The 20284-nt window shown below is 71.7% G+C and carries 19 protein-coding genes and 1 tRNA gene; 10 read left to right on the forward strand and 10 right to left on the reverse strand.

Going from position 1 to position 20284, the window contains the following annotated elements:
- Nucleotides 1-13: 13 nt before the first annotated feature.
- From OHT77_RS07635 to OHT77_RS07650, 4 genes are all read right to left on the reverse strand, one after another.
- Nucleotides 14-2206, reverse strand: coding sequence for a 3-hydroxyacyl-CoA dehydrogenase NAD-binding domain-containing protein (locus OHT77_RS07635; protein WP_328827267.1), 2193 nt, complete (start codon nucleotides 2204-2206; stop codon nucleotides 14-16).
- A gap of 40 nt (nucleotides 2207-2246) precedes the next feature.
- Complete coding sequence (locus OHT77_RS07640) at nucleotides 2247-3461, reverse strand: acetyl-CoA C-acetyltransferase (protein WP_328827268.1); 1215 nt, start codon at nucleotides 3459-3461, stop codon at nucleotides 2247-2249.
- An 11-nt stretch (nucleotides 3462-3472) separates the two neighbouring features.
- Nucleotides 3473-4639, reverse strand: coding sequence for a CaiB/BaiF CoA transferase family protein (locus tag OHT77_RS07645; protein ID WP_328827270.1), 1167 nt, complete (start codon nucleotides 4637-4639; stop codon nucleotides 3473-3475).
- A gap of 107 nt (nucleotides 4640-4746) precedes the next feature.
- Nucleotides 4747-5136: an MmcQ/YjbR family DNA-binding protein gene (locus OHT77_RS07650; RefSeq protein WP_328827271.1), complete on the reverse strand. Its 390-nt coding sequence runs from the start codon at nucleotides 5134-5136 to the stop codon at nucleotides 4747-4749.
- Nucleotides 5137-5225: 89 nt separating this feature from the next.
- Here OHT77_RS07650 and OHT77_RS07655 point away from each other — a divergent pair, with 89 nt between their 5' ends.
- From OHT77_RS07655 to OHT77_RS07665, 3 genes are read left to right on the forward strand one after another with little or no spacing between them, the layout of a single operon-like run.
- Entirely contained in the window at nucleotides 5226-6404 is a 1179-nt protein-coding gene (locus OHT77_RS07655; RefSeq protein WP_328827272.1) for a saccharopine dehydrogenase family protein, read from the forward strand.
- Complete coding sequence (locus tag OHT77_RS07660) at nucleotides 6401-6526, forward strand: hypothetical protein (protein ID WP_328827273.1); 126 nt, start codon at nucleotides 6401-6403, stop codon at nucleotides 6524-6526. Before OHT77_RS07655 ends, OHT77_RS07660 begins: the two co-directional genes overlap by 4 nt.
- Before the next feature lie 24 nt (nucleotides 6527-6550).
- Nucleotides 6551-6784, forward strand: coding sequence for a hypothetical protein (locus OHT77_RS07665; protein ID WP_328827274.1), 234 nt, complete (start codon nucleotides 6551-6553; stop codon nucleotides 6782-6784).
- A 201-nt stretch (nucleotides 6785-6985) separates the two neighbouring features.
- Here OHT77_RS07665 and mmpA read toward each other — a convergent pair whose 3' ends face one another.
- The 3 genes from mmpA to OHT77_RS07680 all read right to left on the reverse strand — a co-directional run bounded on the left by mmpA (nucleotide 6986) and on the right by OHT77_RS07680 (nucleotide 9026).
- Complete coding sequence (gene mmpA, locus OHT77_RS07670) at nucleotides 6986-7123, reverse strand: morphogenic membrane protein MmpA (RefSeq protein WP_200709604.1); 138 nt, start codon at nucleotides 7121-7123, stop codon at nucleotides 6986-6988.
- 77 nt (nucleotides 7124-7200) lie between these two features.
- Nucleotides 7201-7890: an endonuclease V gene (locus OHT77_RS07675; protein ID WP_328827275.1), complete on the reverse strand. Its 690-nt coding sequence runs from the start codon at nucleotides 7888-7890 to the stop codon at nucleotides 7201-7203.
- Nucleotides 7891-7970: 80 nt separating this feature from the next.
- Nucleotides 7971-9026, reverse strand: a complete 1056-nt coding sequence (locus OHT77_RS07680) for a WD40/YVTN/BNR-like repeat-containing protein (protein ID WP_328834185.1) — start codon at nucleotides 9024-9026, stop codon at nucleotides 7971-7973.
- A gap of 279 nt (nucleotides 9027-9305) precedes the next feature.
- Between OHT77_RS07680 and OHT77_RS07685 the strand changes: the two genes are divergently transcribed.
- Nucleotides 9306-9722, forward strand: a complete 417-nt coding sequence (locus tag OHT77_RS07685; RefSeq protein WP_328827276.1) for an SsgA family sporulation/cell division regulator — start codon at nucleotides 9306-9308, stop codon at nucleotides 9720-9722.
- A 1-nt stretch (nucleotide 9723) separates the two neighbouring features.
- On the opposite strand, the gene OHT77_RS07690 is transcribed toward OHT77_RS07685, so the two are convergent.
- Nucleotides 9724-10557 (reverse strand): isocitrate lyase/PEP mutase family protein, encoded by an 834-nt coding sequence (locus OHT77_RS07690; protein ID WP_328827277.1) that lies wholly within the window; start codon nucleotides 10555-10557, stop codon nucleotides 9724-9726.
- A 360-nt stretch (nucleotides 10558-10917) separates the two neighbouring features.
- Here OHT77_RS07690 and OHT77_RS07695 point away from each other — a divergent pair, with 360 nt between their 5' ends.
- The 4 genes from OHT77_RS07695 (at nucleotide 10918) to OHT77_RS07710 (ending at nucleotide 15559) form a co-directional block, all read left to right on the forward strand.
- Nucleotides 10918-12537, forward strand: coding sequence for an ABC-F family ATP-binding cassette domain-containing protein (locus OHT77_RS07695; RefSeq protein WP_328827278.1), 1620 nt, complete (start codon nucleotides 10918-10920; stop codon nucleotides 12535-12537).
- Between the two features lie 133 nt (nucleotides 12538-12670).
- A complete protein-coding gene (ddaH, locus tag OHT77_RS07700) occupies nucleotides 12671-13447 on the forward strand; it encodes a dimethylargininase (protein ID WP_328827279.1) in 777 nt (258 codons plus the stop codon).
- A 215-nt stretch (nucleotides 13448-13662) separates the two neighbouring features.
- Entirely contained in the window at nucleotides 13663-14637 is a 975-nt protein-coding gene (locus tag OHT77_RS07705) for an acyl-ACP desaturase (protein ID WP_200678007.1), read from the forward strand.
- 73 nt (nucleotides 14638-14710) lie between these two features.
- Nucleotides 14711-15559 (forward strand): hypothetical protein, encoded by an 849-nt coding sequence (locus OHT77_RS07710; protein WP_328827280.1) that lies wholly within the window; start codon nucleotides 14711-14713, stop codon nucleotides 15557-15559.
- Nucleotides 15560-15583: 24 nt separating this feature from the next.
- Here the strand turns inward: OHT77_RS07710 and OHT77_RS07715 are convergent.
- Nucleotides 15584-15659, reverse strand: a tRNA-Trp gene (locus OHT77_RS07715).
- A 92-nt stretch (nucleotides 15660-15751) separates the two neighbouring features.
- Here OHT77_RS07715 and OHT77_RS07720 point away from each other — a divergent pair.
- Complete coding sequence (locus tag OHT77_RS07720) at nucleotides 15752-17155, forward strand: DUF2201 family putative metallopeptidase (protein ID WP_328827282.1); 1404 nt, start codon at nucleotides 15752-15754, stop codon at nucleotides 17153-17155.
- A complete protein-coding gene (locus tag OHT77_RS07725; protein ID WP_328827283.1) occupies nucleotides 17156-18982 on the forward strand; it encodes an AAA family ATPase in 1827 nt (608 codons plus the stop codon). It abuts the gene before it with no gap.
- On the opposite strand, the gene OHT77_RS07730 is transcribed toward OHT77_RS07725, so the two are convergent.
- Nucleotides 18960-20276 (reverse strand): ribonuclease inhibitor, encoded by a 1317-nt coding sequence (locus tag OHT77_RS07730; RefSeq protein ID WP_328827284.1) that lies wholly within the window; start codon nucleotides 20274-20276, stop codon nucleotides 18960-18962. The two genes, OHT77_RS07725 and OHT77_RS07730, sit on opposite strands and share 23 nt — an antisense overlap.
- Nucleotides 20277-20284 lie beyond the last annotated feature (8 nt).

Here is a 20284-nt window from a genome sequence, read left to right on the forward strand (position 1 = left end):
CGCGGCAGGTGCGTCAGCGCGCGTCGCTGAAGCGCTCCCCCTTCTCGGCCTTCTCCACGAGCAGCGCGGGCGGCGTGAACCGCTCCCCGTAGCGCTCGGCGAGCGCACGCGCGCGTGCCACGAATCCGGGCAGGCCGCCCTCGTAGCCGTTGATGTACTGGAGGACACCGCCGGTCCAGCCGGGGAAGCCGATGCCGAAAATGGACCCGATGTTGGCGTCCGCGACGGACGTCAGGACACCTTCCTCCAGGAGCTTGACCGTGTCGAGCGCCTCGGAGAACAGCATGCGTTCCTGCATGTCTTCAAAAGGCACGGTCTGGGAGGGGATCTCCGCGCCCTCACGGGTGAAGTGCTCGCGCAGGCCCGGCCACAGCCCGGCGCGCTTGCCGTTCTCGTCGTAGTCGTAGAAGCCCGCGCCGCCGCTGCGTCCGGTGCGGCCGAACTCGTCGACCATGCGGTCGATGACGGCCTCCGCGGGGTGGCCGGGCCAGGTGCCGCCCGCCTCCTCGACGGCCCGCTTGGACTCGTTGCGGATCTTGCGGGGGAGCGTGAGCGTCAGCTCGTCCATCAGGGAGAGGACCTTGGCCGGGTAGCCGGCCTGGGCGGCGGCCTGCTCGATCGACGCGGGCTCGATGCCCTCGCCGACCATCGCGACGCCCTCGTTGATGAACTGGCCGATCACCCGTGAGGTGAAGAAGCCGCGCGAGTCGTTGACGACGATCGGGGTCTTCTTGATCTGCCGGACCAGGTCGAAGGCGCGCGCGAGCGCCTCGTCGCCGGTGCGCTCACCCTTGATGATCTCGACGAGGGGCATCTTGTCGACCGGCGAGAAGAAGTGCAGCCCGATGAAGTCGCCTTGCCGCTCGACGCCTTCGGCGAGGGCGGTGATCGGGAGGGTGGAGGTGTTGGAGCAGAGCAGCGCGTCGGGCTCGACGATGTGCTGGATCTCCTGGAACACCTTGTGCTTGAGCGAGGTGTCCTCGAAGACGGCCTCGATCACCGCGTCGCAGCCCGCGAGGTCCTGCGGGTCGGCGGTGGGCGTGATGCGGGCGAGCAGCTCGTCCGCCTTCTCCTGTGTCGTACGACCGCGGGAGACGGCCTTGGCGCAGAGCTTCTCGGAGTAGGCCTTGCCCTTGGCCGCCGCCTCCGGAGTGACGTCCTTGAGGACGACGTCGATGCCCGCGCGGGCGCACGAGTACGCGATGCCCGCGCCCATCATCCCGGCGCCGAGGACGGCGGCCTTGCGGACCGGGCGGGAGGGGATGCCCTGGGGGCGGTTGGCGCCGGAGTTGACGGCCTGAAGGTCGAAGAAGAACGCCTGGATCATGTTCTTCGAGGTCTGGCCGACCGCCAGCTCGACGAAGTAGCGGGTCTCGATGACCTGGGCGGTCTCGAAGTCGACCTGGGCGCCCTCGACGGCGGCGGCGAGGATGTTGCGCGGCGCCGGGTAGGGCGCGCCGTTGGTCTGCTTGCGCAGGGTGGCGGGGAAGGCGGGCAGGTTGGCCGCGAACTTGGGGTTGGCGGGGGTGCCGCCCGGGATGCGGTAGCCGGGCTTGTCCCAGGGCTGCTGCGACTCGGGGTTGGCGTCGATGAAGGCGCGGGCCTTGGCGAGCAACTCGTCCGGGGTGGTGGCCACTTCGTGGACGAGGCCGTTCTCCTGGGCGCGTCGCGGGCTGTACTGGGTGCCCTGGAGGAGCACCTTCAGCAGGGCGTCGGCGATGCCCAACAGCCGTACCGTACGGACGACTCCGCCGCCTCCGGGGAGGAGGCCGAGGGTGACTTCGGGGCAGCCGATCTTGGAGCCGGGCGCGTCGAGGGCGATGCGGTGGTGGCAGGCGAGGGCGAGTTCGTAACCGCCGCCCAGGGCCGCGCCGTTCATCGCGGCGACGACCGGCTTGCCGAGGGTCTCGATGCGGCGCAGGTTCCTCTTGATGGCGAGGCCGCCGTCGAAGAACTCCTGGGCGGTGTCCGGGGTGACACGGATGAGGTCGCGAAGGTCGCCGCCGGCGAAGAAGGTCTTCTTGGCGGAGGTGACGATGATGCCGCGGATGGAGTCCCGCTCGGCCTCCAGGCGGTCGGTGATCGCTGTGAGGGACTCGCGGAAGGCCGCGTTCATGGTGTTCGCGGACTGGTTCGGGTCGTCGAGGACGAGGGTGACGACGCCGGTGTCGTCCTGTTCCCAGCGGATGGTGGTGCTCTCGGTCATGAGGGGTTCTCCGTAGAAGTCTCTGCTGCCGCTGGGGTGTTCAGACGCGTTCGACGATCGTGGCGATGCCCATGCCGCCGCCGACGCACAGCGTGGCGAGGCCGTAGCGCTTGTCCTGGCGCTCCAGTTCGTCGACGAGGGTGCCCAGGATGATCGCTCCGGTGGCGCCGAGCGGGTGGCCGAGCGCGATGGCGCCGCCGTTGACGTTGACCTTGTCCAGGGACAGGCCCATGTCGCGTACGAAGCGCAGGACCACGGCGGCGAAGGCCTCGTTGATCTCGACGAGGTCGATGTCGTCGATGGTCAGGCCTGCCTTGGCGAGGGCCTTGCGGGTGGCGGGCGCGGGCCCGGTGAGCATGATGGTCGGCTCGGAGCCGGAGACGGCCGCGGAGACGATCCGCGCGCGCGGGGTGAGGCCGTGGCGCTCGCCGACCTCCTTCGAGCCGATGGCGACGAGGGAGGCGCCGTCGACGATGCCGGAGGAGTTGCCCGCGTGGTGGACGTGGTCGATCTTCTCGACCCAGTGGTACTTCTGCAGGGCCACGGCGTCGAAGCCGCCGAGTTCGCCGATGTCCGCGAAGGACGGCTTCAGCCTGGCGAGGGAGTCGGCGGTGGTGCCGGGGCGCAGGTGCTCGTCCTGGTCGAGGACGACGAGGCCGCTGCGGTCCAGGACCGGGACGACGGACCGGTCGAAGCGGCCCTCCTTCCAGGCGGTGGCCGCGCGCTCCTGCGAGAGCGCCGCGTACTCGTCGACGTCGCGCCGGGAGAATCCCTCGATGGTGGCGATCAGGTCGGCGCCGATGCCCTGGGGCACGAAGTTGACGGCGAGGTTCGTCATCGGGTCGTTGAACCAGGCGCCGCCGTCCGAGGCCATCGGCACCCGGGACATCGACTCGACGCCACCGGCGAGGATGAGGTCCTCCCAGCCCGAACGCACCTTGGCGGCGGCCATGTTGACGGCTTCGAGGCCCGAGGCACAGAAGCGGTTCTCCTGGACGCCGGCCACCGTGTCCGGCAGTCCCGCGGCGACGGCGGCGATGCGGGCGATGTCGGATCCCTGGTCGCCGACCGGGCCGACGACCCCGAGGACGATGTCGTCGATCGCGGCCGGGTCCAGGTCCGGGAAGCGGTCGCGGAGTTCGTGGATGAGTCCGACGACCAGGTCGATGGGCTTCGTGCCGTGCAGGGATCCGTTCGCCTTGCCGCGCCCGCGCGGGGTGCGGATCGCGTCGTAGACATACGCTTCGGTGCTCACTGACAAGCCTTTCAATGAGGGTTTTCGACGGCTCGGTGAAGATCTTCCACGGCGTCGACGAGTCCGGGGACGTCCCAGTCGCGGGCCACGCCGGAGGTGTCGGCGCCCGGCAGGGCGGGACCGCCGCGCACCGAGGTGGGTGTCGCGGAGAACCGGGGCGCGGGGGCGGGCTGGGTGATCCCGCCGTGCTCGGTGAAGGTGCCGCGGGCGGCGAGGTGCGGGTGGTGCGGGGCCTCGCGCAGCGACAGCACGGGCGCCACGCACGCGTCCGTGCCCGCGAAGACGTCCGTCCACTCGTCCCGCGTGCGGCTCTTGAAGCGGGCCGCGACCGCCTCGCGCAGCTCGCCCCAGCGGGTCCAGTCCCGGCGGGCGTCGGAGAAGTCGGCGAGGCCGAGCAGGTCGACGAACCGGTCGTAGAACTGGGGCTCAAGGGAGCCGACCGCCATGTGCTTGCCGTCGGCGGTCTCGTAGGTGCCGTAGTACGGGCAGCCGCCGTCGAGGAGGTTGGCGGCGCGCCGGTCCTGCCAGCTGCCGGCCGCGAGCATGCCGTGGATCATCGCGGAGAGGTGGGCGGTGCCGTCGACGATGGCCGCGTCGACGACCTGACCGGTGCCGGTCACGCGCGCGTGGTGCAGGGCGGCGAGGACGCCGACGACGAGGTAGAGCGCGCCGCCCGCGTAGTCGCCGAGGAGGTTGGCGGGTGCGGGAGGGGGCTCCCCGGGGCTGCCGATCATGCCGAGGGTGCCGGTGAGCGCGATGTACGCGATGTCGTGCCCGGCGCGCTCGGCGAGGGGGCCGTCCTGGCCCCAGCCGGTCATCCGGCCGTAGACGAGCCGGGGGTTGCGGGCGAGGCAGGGCTCGGGGCCGACGCCGAGGCGTTCGGTGACGCCCGGGCGGTTGCCCTCGATGAGGATGTCGGCGCGTTCCACGAGGTCGAGGACGCGCGCGGGGCCCTCGGGTGACTTCAGGTCGACGAGGACCGAACGCTTGTTGCGGTTGGTGATGTCGTACTCGGGAGCCACGCCGAGCACGGGGCCGCCTGGCCGGTCGACGCGGACGACGTCGGCGCCCAGGTCGGCGAGGAGCATGGCCGCGAAGGGGCCTGGGCCGATCCCGGCCAGCTCGACGACGCGCACGCCGGAGAGCGGGCCGTGCCCGGGCGTCGTTGCCGCTGTCATCCAGCCCCCAGCTGTGACACAACTGATGTAACACCGATGATGCTAAAGAACGTGTTCCACTCGGCACAAGGCCTGGGCGAGCAAGCGCTTAGACACCGTACCCGGCGTCACCCGCGACCGGCCGCGTCGAGTTCGGCCGTCAGGCGTTTCGGGGCTGTCGCGCGGTAGCTCTCCTCGACCCAGTCGCACAGCAACTCGGCGGCGGGGGCGTCCTGTTCGGCGAGCGGGATGCGCACCCAGCCGGCCTTGCCGAGGCCGTAGCCCGCGGGTTCGGCGCCGGGTGCGGTGAGCGCGTGGGCGTGGGCCGCCTCGTCCGTGAGCTTGACCGTCATGCCCGGCGGGTGGCTGCCGTCGTCGACGCCGAGGAAGACGAACACCTTCCTGTTGACCTTGGCGACGGTCTCACCCCAGGGGAACTCCTCCACGGCGCCCGGCAGCCCGAGGGCGAACTCGCGTACTTTCGCCCGCTTCTTCAGGGCGTTCCTGTCCACGGCCACCTGATACCTCCGGGCTCGTCGTCGGGCTCCGCACTCTTCACGCTAGCCTCAGCCACCGACAGCGGCACGGGCTGCGGGACAGGAGTGTCATGAGCAGGCTGAACAGGACGGACCGTCCCTACGACATCGTGCTCTTCGGAGCCACGGGCTTCGTCGGCGCGCTCACCGCGGAGTACCTCGCCGCGCACGCGCCCGAGGGCCTGCGCTGGGCGATCGCCGGCCGGGACGAGCTGAAACTGAAGCGGCTGCGCGAACGGCTGCCCCGGGGCACGGCGGTGGGCGTCCTGCGCGCCGACGTCTCCGACCCGTCCTCGCTGCGCGAACTCGCCGAGCACGCGCGCGTGGTGGCCACGACGGTCGGCCCCTACGTCACCTACGGCGAGGACCTCGTCGCCGCCTGCGCGGACACCGGCACCGACTATCTCGACCTCAGCGGTGAGCCGGAGTTCGTCGACCTGACGTACGTCCGCCACGACGCACGCGCGCGGGAGACCGGGGCCCGGCTGGTGCACTGCGCGGGCTTCGACTCGATCCCGCACGACCTGGGGGCGTACTTCACGGTCCAGCAGCTGCCGGAGGGGGTGCCCCTGACGGTGGACGGCTTCGTGACCGCCGACGCGATGTTCTCCGGGGGCACGTTCGCCAGCGCCCTGACGCAGTTCGCGCGCGGCCGGCAGGTGCTGGCCGCGGCCCGGGAGCGGCGCCGCCACGAGCCGCGCCTGGTGGGCCGCCGGGCCGAAGCGCCCATGGGGGCACCGCGGTTCGCCGGGGAGATCGACTCCTGGGCAGTGCCCCTGCCGACCATCGACCCGCAGATCGTTCAACGATCCGCGAAGGCGCTGCCCCGCTACGGCCCCGACTTCCGCTACCGCCACTACGCGGCCTCGCGGCACCTCCCGATGGCGCTCGGCGGGGTCACGGCGGCCGGCGTTCTGTTCACCGCGGCCCAACTCCCGCCCGCCCGGCGCTGGTTGTCGGACCGCCTGAAGCCCGGCGACGGACCGAGCCCGGAGAAGCGCGCCAAGAGCTGGTTCTCCGTGAAGTTCGTCGGCGAGGGCGGCGGCCGACGGGTCTTCACCGAGGTCGCGGGCGGCGACCCCGGCTACGACGAGACGGCCAAGATGTTCGCCGAGTCGGCCCTCTCCCTCGCCCTCGACGAACTCCCGCCCACAGCAGGCCAGGTGACGACAGCGGCGGCCATGGGCAACACCCTCATCGAACGGCTCCGCGGCGCCGGCATCACGTTCCGGGTGGCCGCGACCCGATGAGACTGTCGGACCCCCGTGCCACGATGGACGACATGGAGACACCGCACACCGAGTGGATCACCGTCGCGGCCTACGAGAACCTGCCCGGCCGCCCCGCGCCCCAGTCGGCCACCCGCGCTTGACTGCGCGAGCGCGGCATCGACTGGATGCCGTTCGCCGAGTGGGAGGTGGGCTGGGGCCTCGCCTGCGGCATCGGTCCCGACGGCCACTGGCACGGCTGGTTCGACGTCCAGGTCCACGCCGAGGCGCTACGACGCCTCGGACTGCACCCGGACCAGCCCACCGCCGAGGTCACCGGCCCTTCGCCGCCCGGCTGGTGGCATGCCGCGGCGGAGCGCCGGGCTCTGTACTGGCCGCTCGCACAAGGGAGTTCGAAGTGACCTCCGGCATGGGATATGCTGGATCATGAGCCGGTCGCCGGAATACCCGGGGTCTGGTCGTGCGTCGGTGGTCCAAGGAAAGACGCCCCGCTTCCCGCGGGGAAATGCAGGTGCAAGGCCTGCCCGGCGCTCAAGTCCGAGCCCCACACCGTTCGTTACGGTGTGGGGCTCGAGTGTTTCCTGCGCGCATAGACGCCGACTTCACGGCCACAGCGTGTAGATCATGCCGCCGATCCAGGCGAGGCCCGCCGCCACGGACAGGACGAGCGCGATGGTCACGGCGCGCTCGATGGGCTGGCTCGGGTGGGCAACGGGCTTCGGGGAACGGTGGGTTGTCATGCGGACAGCCTGCCGATCATGCGGACGCGGTCGCATCCGTACAGGTACTCAGATGACGTACTCAGAGACCCGGATGCTCACGCGGTCGCCTCCCGCAGCGCCCGCCGGCACAGCGCGTCCGCCCTGCGGGTCGTCTCCGGGAGGCGGTACTCCGGAGTGAGCGCGAGGGTGTGCGCGCAGGCGTTGTCGAGGGTCACGCGGTGGCCGACGGAGACGAACACCGGCTTCACGCCGTCCCGGGTGCGCAGGGCACGGCCCACCTCGTCGGCGTCCGCGCGGAGCGGCGACGAGGAGCCGCGCGCGGTGCCCGGGTCGTCGTACGTGAAGGTGAACGGGTTCTTGGCGACGCCGATCGTGGGCAGGCCGGTGAGGACGCCGAGGTGGCTGGCGAGGCCGAAGCGGCGGGGGTGGGCGAGGCCGTAGCCGTCGCACACGACCAGGCCGGGCGGGCAGGGCAGCGCCTCCAGAGCGGCCAGCACCGTGGGGATCTCGCGGAAGGCCAACAGCCCCGGCACGTAAGGGAAGGAGACCCGGCCCACGGCCGTGGCCTCGGCGACGACGGCGAGACTCGCCGCGTCCAGCACGACGGCCGCGGCCACCACCACGTCCCGCTCGTCGTCGTAGGCGACGTCGACTCCCGTGACGTGCCCGGTACTTGGCGGCGGCCCGGGTTCGCCGGTCACCACCCGCTCCCGCAACTCGTCCTGCACGGCGCGGGCTTGCTCCTCGGTCGCGGGCCAGCCCGCGGGAATGTCTACGGTCGTCATGGTGGTGCCGAGCGTACGGGGGCCCTGGGGGCGCGAAGAAGCGGCGGGGTCCGTGGTGACCCCGCCCGGACCCCGGCTCCTCAGTTCTCCAGCCGCGCCACGCGTCCCAGCTCCCCCGCCGCCCAGCAGCCCCGGTCGGCCGCGCAGTCCACGGTGTCGTACGAGCCGGTGTCGACCGTCTTCCAGGTGCGGCCGGCGTCGGTCGTGAGGTCCGTGCCCGTGGGGCCGACCGCGAGGGCCGTGGTGCGGCTGTGGGGCAGCCAGGCGACGCCGGAGCGGTAGGCGGGCGGCGGGGTGGTGGCGGGACGCCAGGTGCGGCCTCCGTCGCCGGTGACGGCCGCCGCCCGCGGTGACGGCGCGCCCGCGTTGAAGTCGCCGCCGACCACAAGGCCGTGCGTACGGTCGCGGAAGGCGAGGGCGAACACCCCGCGCGCGGGGTCACCGGCAGGGATCGGCGTGTCGGACGCCTTCCAGGTGTGGCCGCGGTCGGCGGAGTGCAGGACACGCGCGCGTGCACCCCCGCCGGTGGCCAGCCACACATCACGGGGCCCCGAACTCACCAGGCACTGCCCGCTCGCCGCGAAGCCCGCCTCGTCGTCGAGCGCGGCCGGCATCCCGGCGTTCGGCAGCACCTTCCAGGAGCGGCCGCCGTCGCCGGTGGACAGGATGCGGAACGTGCCGTCCACCGGGTCGCTCATCGCGAGGCCGTGTCGGCTGTCGAAGAAGGTCATGCAGTCGTAGAAGGCCTTCGCGTCGGTGTTGCGGAAGGACTCCGTCCAGGTCGCTCCGGCGTCGTCGGTGCGGTAGACGCGGGACGCCTCGCCCTCGCCGATCGCCAGGACGACCGCGTGCCGCGCGTCGAACGCCTCGATGTCCCGGAACTGGAGGTCGGCCGCGCCGGGCGGCGAGACGTTCCGCCAGCTCGCCCCGCCGTCGGTCGTGCGCAGCACCGTGCCGGCCGTACCGGCCACCCACGCGGTGTTCCCGCTGACCGCCGACAGCCCCCGGAACCGCACGTCGGCGGCCCCGCTGTCCTTGAGCTCCCAGTGCGGAGCCCGGTGCGCCGTGTCCCGCGCCTGCGCCGGTACGGCGGTCAGCGCGGCCAGTGCCGCCCCGCACGCCATGGCCACCGCCATGCTCCGGTACGTACGTCCCATCCGTCGCGTCGTCCCCATGCGCCTCATGGCGGGCGAAGCTAGCCCACTCCCCGGGGGCCGTCCAGATGCCCGCGTCCGCCTTGGGCGCATATGGGCGGCGGTGACAGAGGTCACTCGGAATTCATGTGCACGGATCGGCTCGTTCCGGCGTCTCTTCCAGTGCGGACCAATCCATTCGGGGGTCCGTTCCGGAATCTTTTCGGGAGACCGTCCGGCCTTCACCGCAGTAGCACCGCCGTCACACAAGGGAGCAAGGCGTTGTCCATCGTCATCGAGCAGCCCGTAGAGGCCCGTCTCGTCGCCGCAGCACCGCGGATGCCGAGCATCCCCGCCACCTTGCACTACGACCCGCGGGACCCGTTCGCCGTCCGGATGACCTTCCCGGCACCGGCCACCCTGGAGGGCGTCGAGGTCTGCTGGACCTTCGCCCGGGAACTCCTCGCGGCCGGCCTGCACCGCCCCGAGGGCCACGGCGACGTCCGGGCGCGGCCCTACGGCTTCGACCGCACCGTCCTGGAGTTCCACGCCCCCGAGGGCACCGCCGTCGTGCACATCCACTCGTCCGAGGTGCGCCGGTTCCTGCACGCCACCGGCGAGCTGGTGCCCGCCGGTCTCGAACACCTCCAGCTCGACCTGGACCACGACCTCGCCGAGCTGATGCGGGACGCCTGCTGAGCTAACGCCCCTGCTCCAGCAGCGAGTTCAGCTCGCCGTAGCCGAGCCCCCCGGTCTGTTCGCCGTAGGTTCCCGTGTCCAGCAGCTCCCGCGCGGCACGGCGCACCACGGCGTACGCGGCCAGCGCGACGCTGGAGCCCGCGCTCACCCGGGCGACGCCCAGCGCGGCCAGTTCGGCGACCGGCGGCGCGCCGGGGCCGACCAGCACATTGAGCGGCGCGTCGATCCCGTCGGCGAGTTCCTTGACCGTGCCCGGTTCGACGGTCCCGGGGACGAAGATCCCGTCGGCGCCCGCGGCCCGGAACGCGGCGGCCCGCTCCAGGGTGGCGTCCACTCCCCCGGCGCCCCGCAGAAACGTGTCGATGCGCGCGTTGACGAACAGCGGCACGCCCTCCGCGTCGGCGGCCTCGCGGGCGGCGGCGATGCGCTCGGCCTGCTCGGCGACGGGCCGCAGGACGCCCTCACCGCCGTAGAGCGCGTCCTCGATGTTCACTCCCACCGCACCCGCGGCGAGCACCGCGCGGACCGTGTCGGCGACGCCCGCCGGGTCCTCGGCGAAGCCGCTCTCGATGTCGGCGCTCACCGGTACGGCGACGCTCCCGGCGATCCGGGCGACCGCCGCGACGGCCCGCTCCCGGCCCAGCAGGTCGCCGTCCGGGACGCCGAGCGCCCAGGCCACGCCCGCGCTGGTGGTCGCCACGGCTGCCGCGCCGGTGTCCTCGACGATGCGGGCGCTCGCGGCGTCCCACGCGTTCGGCAGGACGAGCGGTCGACCCGGCACATGCAGCGCACGGAAGGCGAGGGCCCGGTCGCGAAGGGTGTTCTGGTTCGTCATACGGCCCACTCAAGCAGCCGCCGGCGGGCCCTGGCTGGCAGGAATGCGACGTCGACGTGTCGGGGACCGGGCCGCTGTCGGGCGGGGCGCGGACTCCCGTTTAATGCGTTGACAGGCCTCCGGGGGCGTTCGTAACGTTGCTCTCGGTTCTGTTGCCGTCGATAGGAGTAGGACGTTGCTCGTCTGAGGTTCTGAGACACCGCGTCACACACCCCTGAGGTGTGTCCGCCGTGTACGACCTCGGCGTCCGAGCCGTCCTCCGGAACAGGGCCTTTCTCTCTGCCCCCGGGACCAGTCTCCCGCCTCGCGGTGTCTCGCTACGCGCCTGCCATCGACCGCATCAAGCACCGCGAGGCCCTCATGCATACCTCTGTCACCTGTACGTCCCTCTCCTTCGCCTGGCCCGACGGCACCTCCGTCTTCGAGGACCTGGACGTCGCCTTCGGCCCTGGCAGGACGGGTCTCGTCGGCGTCAACGGATCAGGTAAATCGACTCTGTTGAAGCTGATCGCCGGTCAACTCACGCCTGCCGACGGCACGTTGCGGATCGCGGGCGAGGTCGGCTATCTCCCCCAGAACGTCACTCTCGACACCGCCCTGCGCGTCGACGAGACCCTCGGCATCGCCGCACGGCGCGCCGCCCTGCACGCCATCGAGGCCGGTGACGCGGCCGAGGAGCACTTCGAGACGCTCGGCGACGACTGGGACGTGCAGGAAAGGGCGCTCGCCACGCTCGGTGAACTCGGCCTCGGGCACATCGACTTGGACCGCACCATCGGCGAGGTCTCGGGCGGCGAGTCGGTCCTCCTGCGGCTGGCCGCGCTGCTGCTCGGCCGGCCGGACGTCCTGCTGCTGGACGAGCCGACCAACAACCTCGACCTGTACGCGCGCAAGCGGCTGTACGCGGCCGTCGCGTCCTGGCCGGGGGTGATGATCGTGGTCAGCCACGACCGTGAACTCCTCGACCTGGTCGACCAGATCGCCGATCTGCGTGCCGGGGAGATCACCTGGTACGGCGGCAACTTCTCCGCCTACGAGGAGGCGCTCAGCACCGAACAGGACGCCGCCGAACGGATGGTGCGCGTCGCCGAGGCCGACTTCCGCAAGCAGAAGCGCGAACTGTCCGACGCCCAGGTCAAGTTGGCCCGGCGCAAGAAGTACGGACAGAAGATGTTCGAGCAGAAGCGCGAGCCGAAGATCGTCATGGGGGCGCGCAGGCGGGCCGCGCAGGAGTCCGCGGGCAAGCACCGCATCCTGCACGAGGAGCGGCTCGCCGACGCGAAGGAACGGCTCGACGAGGCGGTCGAGGCCGTACGGGACGACGACGAGATCCGCGTCGACCTGCCGTACACGGCCGTACCGCCGGGCCGTCAGGTCCTGACCCTCATGGACCTCGAACTCGCCTACGGCGCCCGGGCGGGCGGGCTCGATCTGCGCGGGCCGGAGCGGATCGCGCTGATCGGGCGCAACGGCGCGGGCAAGACGACCCTGCTGCGCACGATCGCCGGGGAGCTGGAGCCGGTGGCGGGCGAGGCGGTGACCCATGTGCCGCTGCGTTTCCTGCCGCAGCGGCTCGACGTCCTCGACGACGCGCTGACCGTGGCCGAGAACGTGGCCCGGTTCGCGCCGGGCGCCACCAACAACCGGGTCCGGGCGCGGCTGGCCCGCTTCCTGTTCCGGGGCGCCCGCGCCGACCAGCAGGCGGCGACCCTGTCCGGCGGCGAACGCTTCCGGGCCGCACTGGCCGCGCTGATGCTCGCGGAGCCCGCCCCGCAGCTGCTGATGCTGGACGAGCCGACGAACAACCTGGACATGGCGAGCGTGCGGCAGCTGACCTCGGCGCTGGAGTCGTACGAGGGGGCGTTGATCGTGGCCAGTCACGATCTGCCGTTCCTGGAGTCGATCGGCATCACCCGCTGGCTGCTGCTGGACGGGGAGCTGCGGACGGTCACGCCGGAGGAGGTGGCGGACCCGGCCTGAGGTCCCCCGCGCATCTCAGGAGGGCCACAGCCTCACGTGAGGGCTTTTGTCGGCACGGACGGGTGACGCATGATGGCCAACCGGTGCCGCGACAACGGCGCCGAAACGATCCCGCCGATACGGAGTCCCGCTCGTGCCCAGCAAGAAGGCCCTCGTCCGCCGCCCCAGCCCGCGCCTGGCCGAAGGGCTGGTCACGCACATCGAGCGGGAGAAGGTCGACGTCGAGCAGGCCGTCGAGCAGTGGGAGGCGTACGCGCACGCCCTGCGGGTGCACGGCTGGGAGACGGTCGAGGTGGACCCGGCCGACGACTGCCCCGACTCCGTGTTCGTCGAGGACGCGGTGGTCATGTACAAGAACGTGGCGCTGATCGCCCGGCCCGGCGCCGAGTCCCGGCGCGAGGAGACCGGCGGGGTCGAGGAGGCGGTGGCCCGGCTCGGCTGCTCGGTGAACTGGGTCTGGGAGCCGGGCACCCTGGAGGGCGGTGACGTCCTCAAGGTCGACGACACGATCTACGTCGGCCGGGGCGGCCGGACGAACGCGGCCGGCGTGCAGCAGCTGCGGGCCGTGTTCGAGCCGCTCGGGGCGCGGGTGGTCAGCGTGCCCGTGAGCAAGGTGCTGCACCTGAAGTCGGCGGTCACCGCGCTCCCCGACGGGACGGTGCTCGGACACATCCCGAAGGTGGACCGGCCCTCGCTGTTCCCGCGTTTCCTGTCGGTGCCCGAGGAGGCCGGCGCCCATGTGGTGCTGCTCGGCGGCGACAAACTGCTGATGGCGGCGAGCGCGCCCAAGACGGCCGACCTGCTCAGCGATCTCGGCCACGAGCCGGTCGTGGTGGACATCAGCGAGTTCGAGAAGCTCGAAGGATGTGTGACGTGCCTCTCGGTCCGGCTCCGGGACCTGTACGCCTGACCGGGTGATCGAACCGCCCGTTCGGCGCCGGGACCTGGGGTCCTGCGGTCGCCCGGGATTCCCCGGGGATGCGACCTGAACAGCGATCTTTACGACACCCTTAACCTACGGTCACGTAACCTACGGTTTCGTAGCCTACGATTCCGTAAGTTGCGCAACAGTCGGCACCGCTCGCCGGTTTGTTCAGTTTTGTACCGCGTCCCCCTGGAGTCCCCGTGACGATCACTTCCCCGCACCTCGGCAGCCCCGCAGTCTGGACCGACGCCAAGCTGCTGTACGCGTTGGAAGAAGTCGTCGAGACCGAACTCAACCGGCACCTCAAGGTCACCAAGGACTGGATGCCGCACGAGTACGTCCCGTGGAGCGACGCCCGTAACTTCCCCGGCTTCTTCGAGGACGGCGAGGCCTGGGGCAAGGAGCAGTCCAAGGTCACCGAGATCGGCCGCATCGCCCTCGTCGTGAACCTCCTTACCGAGGACAACCTCCCCAGCTACCACCACGAGATCGCCTCCCTCTTCGGCCGCGACGGCGCCTGGGGCACCTGGGTGCACCGCTGGACGGCGGAGGAGGGCCGGCACGGCATCGTCATGCGGGACTACCTGCTCGCCTCCCGCGCGGTCGACCCGGACAAGCTGGAAGCCTTCCGCATGCAGCACATGAGCGAGGGCTTCGAGTCGGACAACCGGCACTCGATGCTGCACTCCGTGGCCTACGTCGCCTTCCAGGAGCTGGCCACCCGCGTCTCGCACCGCAACACCGGCCACCAGTCGGGCGACCCGGTCTGCGACCGCATGCTGGCCCGCATCGCGACCGACGAGAACCTCCACATGGTCTTCTACCGCAACCTCCTGAAGGCCGCGTTCGAGCTGGCCCCCGACCTCACGATGCAGGCCGTGCGCGACGTCCTGGTCAACTTCCGGATGCCCGGTCACGGCATGCCCGGCTTCGAGCGCTTCGCCGCGCAGATGGCCATCGGCGAGGTCTACAACCTGCGCATCCACCACGACGACGTCATCCAGCCCGTGCTGCGCTTCCTCAAGGTCATGGACATCGACGGTCTTGGCCCCGAGGGCCAGCAGGCGCAGGAGGAGATCGGCCTCTACATGGGCGGCCTGGACTCCGAGGCGTCCAAGTTCGACGAGAAGCTCGCGATCCGCAAGGCCCGTATGGCGGCCCGCGCGAGCGCCTGACCCACCCCGGCCCTCCGCACCGGCGACCGAATCGCCGGTGCGGAGAACGCCCGGCCTGCGGCATCATGCCGCCATGCATGACAACAGCACGTCGGGGGCGGCGGTCGGCTTTCTGCTCGGCCTGATCGACAGCGGGGACGCCGCGCGGATACGAGGGCGGATCGGACTCCCGGAGCCGGATCCCGAGCGGACCCCCGAGGCCCGGCGCAACGCCGAGATGTGGTCCTGGACGAGGATCCCGGTGCCGGCCTCCGTGCTGCTGTGGGTCCTGGAGGAGGACGACCCGGATCTGAACCTCAGCGTCTGGCGGCACATGTCGGCGGACAATGCGATGCGGCGGGCCATTCTGCGGGGTGTGCCGTTCGGTCCCGGCCGCGAGGGGCCGTTGACCGTGGTCAAGGGCCTGGGCATGGAACTGGAACCTCCGGTCCCCGAGAACTACACCCGCTTCGGCCTGGTCGGCGCCCTGCGCGAGGGCACCTCCATGCAGTCCGCGCGGACGGCCGCGTCGATGGTCCTGGAGCGCTCCGACTGGCAGGCCGTCATGGAGGCGGACGGGGACCGCCCGCTGCCCGGTTACGCGCGCTGGGCGCTGTCCGTACGCCCGGACTGCCCGCCGGAACTACGCGCGCGGTTCGGCACGCACCGCAAGTTCACCCACCGGGTGGATGAGGCCGGTGTTCTGGACAGCCCCGCCGACTACGCGACCGCCTGGGGCCCCGCGTCACACGTCCTGAAGGTGCTGTCCTCCGGCCAACTGCTGTTCCCCACGCGCGTGTCCGAGGCCGAGGACGCCCTGCGGCCGCTCGTGCGCGAGCACTTGGCCGGCAGTGAGGACGCCTGGTCGGTGCTGGCGCAGCTGATCGACACGTTCCACGGGAACGCGGTGGAGCTGGTGGTGACGGCGGGCGCGGTGGCCTGAGCCGGGCCCAGGAACCGGCAGGGGGGCGGGGTGGCTGGATTCGAACCAGCGTGCCCCGGTTCTGGAGACCGGTGCGCCTGCCTCTGCGCTACGACCCCGCCCTTGGGGCCAGAGCGTAATGCCTTGGCCCGATGTCAGTGCGGCCTGGTACCAATGGAGGCACTGGGGGAACTGCGGTTCGGGGGGCGCGACATGGCGTACGGAGAGCGGGGTCGGCGTACCCCTGTGGTGGATCTGGCCGACCGCAGGGCGCTGGAGCGGTACCGCCCCGCGGACCCGGCGACGGTCGCCGAGGCACGGCGGCTGAAGGAGGCCGCGCTGCTGGACTTCGGGCTGACGGAGTCGGCGGTGGCGTCCTGGCTGTACGCGAAGTGCCATCACCAGATCCCGACCACGGCGGTGGACACGGCGGCCGTGGTCGCCTCGGGCGACGGCTCCTGCCTGCTGCTCTTCAACCCGGACTTCTTCGTCGAACTCGGCCTGGACGGCGTGAAGTTCGTGCTCTTCCACGAGGCCCGGCACCTGGTGCAGCGCCATCTGTTCGCCGACCTGGAACTGCGCGACGACCCCGTCTTCGAGCTGGCCGCCGAGGTCTCCATCAACCATGTCGCCCTGGTCCGCCTCGGCCGCACCGACCTGCCCCTCCTGGACGGCCGGCCGACGGGCATCGACCCACGGAAGATCCACGAGCTGTACCGCGAGGACCTCACCGCGCACGGCCTGGAGCCGGTGGCGTACGAGGAGTTCGTCGCGACCGACCTGAAGGTGTACGGCGAGCTGAAGCGCATGCGGCACCCTCCTGTTCCGGAGCGGCACCTGTGCGTGCACCTGGTGGACGGCCTGGTACCGGCCGACCAGGAGACGGTGGACGCGGTGACGTCGTCCGCGCTGCTGAACTCCCTGCTGGCGGCCCGGCGCGGACACGCGGGCGCGGAGCGGGAGTTGCTCGACCTCATGGGCCGTACGGAGGACGGCTCGGCGCGGGCCGGCCGGATCTGGGGGAACCTCGGCGCGGGCGTCCTGCGCGGCGAGACGGCACGCACGCGTACGGTCCACTGGTGGCAGCGCTGGTTGGTCGACGTCCTCGGCTCGAAACTGCGCGACGGCGAGCGGCTGGTGTACCCGAAGAAGCGCGGTGCCCTCCTCGCGGCCCTCGGCCAGGACCCGATGCTCTCCCGCCGCGGCCCGGTCCGCGACAAGGTCCTCGTCATCGCCTACGACACGTCAGGCTCCATGCCCCACCAGGTGATCACCTGGCTCACCGAACTCGTCGGCCGCATCGACGGCGTCGAGGCGCACTGGCTGTCCTTCGACGCCGTGGTGATGCCGTTCCGACCGGGCGAGCGGGTCTACGGCGGTGGCGGCACGAGTTTCCAGGTGGTCGCGGACCATGTGGAGGGGCGCACGGAGGTGAGCGGCCGGCGGTTCGACGTGACCCCGGACGCGGTCGTCGTCCTCACGGACGGATACGCCCCGCCGATCACGCCCGCCGAGCCGGACAAGTGGATCTGGCTGATCACCGAGGGCGGCAGCGAGTGGCCCGAGACGCACAACCCCGCGATGGACTGCCATCGCGTCACGACAGGATCGCGGTAGATGACCACGGAGACAGGGCAGTTGACGACCCCGGCGACCGGGCGCGGCCGGGGTGAGCCGTCGCGTCTGGAGTCCTTCATCGACGCGATGATCGACATGGGGCAGACCGGGCAGATCTTCGGTGAGCACGGCATCGGCAAGACGGCGACGTTCTTCTCACACATCGGCAGGGCCCACCCGGGCACCGCGCTGGTGTACGTCCCGGCGGCGAATCTGACGCCGGACGATTTGCTGGTGAACGCGCCGGTGCGGGACCCGGAGACCGGTGAACTGGTGCTGCGGCAGCTGGTGATGAACCAGTTGAAGCCGGGCACGCCGTTCGTGCTGCTCATCGACGACTCGCTGCAGGCGGGCGACACGATCCAGTCGCAGCTGATGCAGATCGCCTGCAACTGGACGCTCGGCGAGCACGATCTGCGCGCCCTGGGCTGCGTCGGCGTCTTCCTCACGGACAACGAGTCGCTGTCCGAGACCTCGGCCAGGCGCGGCGACCTCGCGCTGCTGGACCGCATGGTCACGATGCGGATCACGGCCAACGACACGTCCTGGCGCAAGCACCTGGCCGCCAAGTACCGCCCCTGGGACCTCGGTCCGGTGTTCGGTGTCTGGGCCTCCCTCTCGCCCGCACTGCGCGAGCTGCTGTCCCCGCGCACGCTGGACCACGTCCTGGCCAACGCGAAGGAGGGCTTCCCGCTCCGCTGGGGCCTGCCCCTGATCGACGGCGAGCGACTGCGCCTCGCCGAGCCCGGCCCGGACGGAAAACCCGGGCAGAACCGCACGGCCGAGATCCTGGACCGCGTCGCCGGGACCCTGGGCGTGCCCAACCCGGCCACGATCCCCGACCCGGTACGGCAGGTGGTCCGGGCCGCGCTGCGCAACCGCTGGACGGTGCTGCTGCAAGGGCCGCCCGGGTGCGGCAAGACGGAGCTGGTCCGGGAGACCGTGCGCGCGGGCCTGGGCCGGGAGCCGCTGTACTTCTCGCTGCCAGTGACGAACGTCGAGGACCTGTGCGCGCCGATCCCGTCGGCGGACGGCACCCTGGACAACCTGCTGGCCGCGAACTTCACCGGGCCCGGGCCGAAGGCGATCGTGTGGGACGAGTACAACCGCCCCAAGGACAAGGCCGCGTTCGCCAAGCTCATGGAGATCACCCAGGAGTGGTCGCTCGCCGGGCAGCGCATCGAGAACCTGCGGGCGCAGATCGCCGTCCAGAACCCGCCCTACCACCTCGGCCGCAAGCTCCTGGTCTCGCGGAACAACATCGCACAGGCGACACGGTTCACGGCCTCACTGACGGTGGAGCCGGACGACATCCCGGCCAACGAGTGGCTGCTCGCGCGCTACGGCGCGGACGCGGAGACGGTGCTGGAGTGGTGGAAGCACGACATCGACGACGACGGCCGCGCCTGGATCACCAAGCGCACGCTGGAGCGGCTCATCAAGCTGCACCGGCGGGGGCTGCCGCTGGAGATGGCGACGGTCTATCTCGGCGACGGCGAGTACGCGCCCGTGCCGCTCACCGCCCTGATCGACCGCTTCAGGGGCCGCCCGGTCACCGGCCTGCGCGAACTGGCGCGTGACGCGGACGCCTGGGAGGCCCGGCTGCGCCGCGCCGCCGAGCACACTGACGAGGGCGGCGACGACAGCGACGTGGTCCACCAGATCCTCGCCAACGCCGAGTTGTCCCAGTTGAAGAAGCACCGCGCGGTGGTGTCCCGCATGGTGGCGCTGCTGCCGGCGAAGCTCCGGGCGACGTATCTGGTGGGGGCGTCGGCTCAGCAACAGCGGTTCTGGACCGACATATTCACCGGGCTGGCCCGTCGCTGACCCCGTGCTCGCCCTCCCCCGGCCGCGCCGTGCGGTGCACGCTGCGCACGGCGGCGACGTCGGGGGCGAGCGCCGGTCGGGGGACGTGGGCGGTGAGGGTCTCCAGTCGGCGTTTGATGCTGGCGGCGATGCCCTGGCCGAGGACGAAGCGGGTGGGGGTGAGCGCGCGGGGTGCGGTGTCGAGGAGCCGGTGGGCCTCGCGGCTGCGCATCCCGGTGTGGGACAGGACGAGGTGGCTGAGGCGGTGCTCGGCGCCGACAAGAGCCTCGGCGATGGCTTCGGCGCCGGGCAGATCGACGTGGTTGTCGGCCGCGCCCAGCACGGCCGCCGCCCGCACCCGGCCGAGGTCCAGCAGCGCGACCCCGGCCGCGGTGGCCGCCGTCACCAGCCGCGCCGCGGCCTGCGGACCGATGCCGTTGCTGGCGACGGACAGCCGTACGAGCCGTCCGTACGGCGCGCGTTCCAGGGCGTCGGCCAGGAGGAGGGCGCCCGTGTCCTCCAACTGCGCCGCGGATACGTAGAGTTCGTCGATCGCGCCCGTCGTGACGACGGCGGCGAGCGGCACGGCACCCTCCGCGCCGAGCGGGTTGCCGCCGATGAAGAGGCGCTCGATACGGCGTCCGTTGTCGGCGGCGGCGAGCAGCGCGTCGGCGAGGACGGTCACCCCGGCCGGGTCGAGCCCGGTCTGCACGAGGTCGAGGGTGCGCAACGACCGCGCGGACGCGATGAGTTCGGCCGCCGCCCGCCCTCCCCCACTGCCCAGCGGGTTGCGCTTGAGCCACACCCCGGTGACCACCTGCGGCGAGGCACGCAACTGGTCGGCGATCCGGCAGGCACCACCGGCCGTGATCCCGTTGCAGCCGAGGTAGAGGGTCTCGACCTCACCGCTGCCCCCGGCCACGACCTCGGCCCCCTCGTCCCCGAGCCCGTCGGTGCCGAGCAACAAGTGCCGTACAGGAGACGGCCCTTGGGCCAGCGCCGCCGAGACCAGCGCGGCACCCTCGGCCCCCAACTCCTGCTTGCACAGGTCGAGTCTGCCGTCCGGCAACGCCGTACCGACCGCGAAGTCGAGACGCTCTCCGGCCGGGCGTCCCGCCCGCAACCAGTCGAGCAGCGGGGCGAGTTCGGCGACCGGTCGCGGCCTGACGTACGGGACACCGGCGAAGGCCACCGGCGCCTCAGAGCCGGCCGGCGCAGCTCCCGGGCGCGCCTCGCCCGAGCCGGGCGACAGGGGTTCGGTGGCTCCCGCGCCCTCCGCCGATCCCGCCACAGCAGAACCTCCCGTGTCGTCCACGCCCCCGC

The sequence above is a fragment of the Streptomyces sp. NBC_00252 genome, assembly GCF_036187565.1.
In the GTDB taxonomy this organism is placed as follows: Bacteria; Actinomycetota; Actinomycetes; order Streptomycetales; family Streptomycetaceae; genus Streptomyces.

Excerpts from the sequence above, each read along its gene's own strand:
- OHT77_RS07635 (WP_328827267.1), bottom strand. The coding sequence starts at position 2,206 with ATGACCGAGAGCACCACCATCCGCTGGGAACAGGACGACACCGGCGTC.
- OHT77_RS07645 (WP_328827270.1), bottom strand. The coding sequence starts at position 4,639 with ATGACAGCGGCAACGACGCCCGGGCACGGCCCGCTCTCCGGCGTGCGC.
- OHT77_RS07655 (WP_328827272.1), top strand. The coding sequence starts at position 5,226 with ATGAGCAGGCTGAACAGGACGGACCGTCCCTACGACATCGTGCTCTTC.
- OHT77_RS07660 (WP_328827273.1), top strand. The coding sequence starts at position 6,401 with ATGAGACTGTCGGACCCCCGTGCCACGATGGACGACATGGAGACACCG.
- OHT77_RS07665 (WP_328827274.1), top strand. The coding sequence starts at position 6,551 with ATGCCGTTCGCCGAGTGGGAGGTGGGCTGGGGCCTCGCCTGCGGCATC.
- mmpA (WP_200709604.1), bottom strand. The coding sequence starts at position 7,123 with ATGACAACCCACCGTTCCCCGAAGCCCGTTGCCCACCCGAGCCAGCCC.
- OHT77_RS07675 (WP_328827275.1), bottom strand. The coding sequence starts at position 7,890 with ATGACGACCGTAGACATTCCCGCGGGCTGGCCCGCGACCGAGGAGCAA.
- OHT77_RS07680 (WP_328834185.1), bottom strand. The coding sequence starts at position 9,026 with ATGGCGGTGGCCATGGCGTGCGGGGCGGCACTGGCCGCGCTGACCGCC.
- OHT77_RS07690 (WP_328827277.1), bottom strand. The coding sequence starts at position 10,557 with ATGACGAACCAGAACACCCTTCGCGACCGGGCCCTCGCCTTCCGTGCG.
- OHT77_RS07695 (WP_328827278.1), top strand. The coding sequence starts at position 10,918 with ATGCATACCTCTGTCACCTGTACGTCCCTCTCCTTCGCCTGGCCCGAC.
- OHT77_RS07710 (WP_328827280.1), top strand. The coding sequence starts at position 14,711 with ATGCATGACAACAGCACGTCGGGGGCGGCGGTCGGCTTTCTGCTCGGC.
- OHT77_RS07720 (WP_328827282.1), top strand. The coding sequence starts at position 15,752 with ATGGCGTACGGAGAGCGGGGTCGGCGTACCCCTGTGGTGGATCTGGCC.
- OHT77_RS07725 (WP_328827283.1), top strand. The coding sequence starts at position 17,156 with ATGACCACGGAGACAGGGCAGTTGACGACCCCGGCGACCGGGCGCGGC.